General features: G+C 46.8%; 1 protein-coding gene. It reads left to right on the top strand.

Annotation, left to right across the window (positions count from 1 at the left end; all coding sequences use genetic code 11):
• The coding region (gene queF / locus R7093_RS24715) for an NADPH-dependent 7-cyano-7-deazaguanine reductase QueF (protein ID WP_318146953.1) at window positions 1-724 on the top strand (724 nt) is incomplete at its 5' end.
• Window positions 725-837: the final 113 nt, after the last annotated feature.

The following is an 837-nucleotide window of genomic DNA, read 5'->3' on the forward strand; positions in this document are numbered from 1 at the left end:
CCTTGAACTAGGCGACACCTTACCTTTCTTGGGACATGACATTTGGACTCTGTACGAACTGTCTTGGCTAAACAGCAGAGGCTTGCCTCAAGTGGCCGTTGGCGAAGTGTACATTCCCGCAACCAGTGCAAACTTAATTGAGTCGAAGTCATTTAAGCTCTACCTAAATAGCTACAACCAAACCCGTTTCGCGAGTTGGGAAGAAGTAGCAGAGCGTTTAACGCAAGACCTATCCGCGTGTGCGGGCGAAAAGGTATTGGTCGAAGTGAACCCTGTAGGTCACTACACCAACCAACCTATCGTGACAATGGAAGGCGAATGCATTGACGACCAAGACATTGAAATCAACAGCTACGATTTTGATGCTGATTTGCTAGCAGGTGCTGCTGGCGAAGAGCAAGTAGAAGAAGTGCTGCATAGCCACCTATTGAAATCGAACTGTTTGATCACCAACCAGCCAGACTGGGGTAGCGTTGAAATTCGCTACCAAGGTGCCAAGATCGATCGTGAGAAGTTGCTGCGCTATTTGGTGTCTTTCCGTGAACACAACGAGTTCCATGAGCAATGTGTAGAACGTATTTTCACTGACCTGATGAAATACTGCCAACCAAACAAATTGACGGTGTTTGCGCGTTACACTCGTCGTGGCGGCTTGGATATCAACCCTTACCGTTCGACAGAACAAGATAAGCCAGCTCATAATCATCGCATGGCTCGTCAATAATAGCGTGATAGGCAGAAATAAGTTCGGCAATCAAGAGGATTGCCGGGCGTTTTTATTGCCCAAGCATGTTACTATACCAAACGACTTCAACCGGCTATAAAAAGGAAGTTGAA

The sequence above is a fragment of the Vibrio sp. 1580 genome, assembly GCF_033340055.1.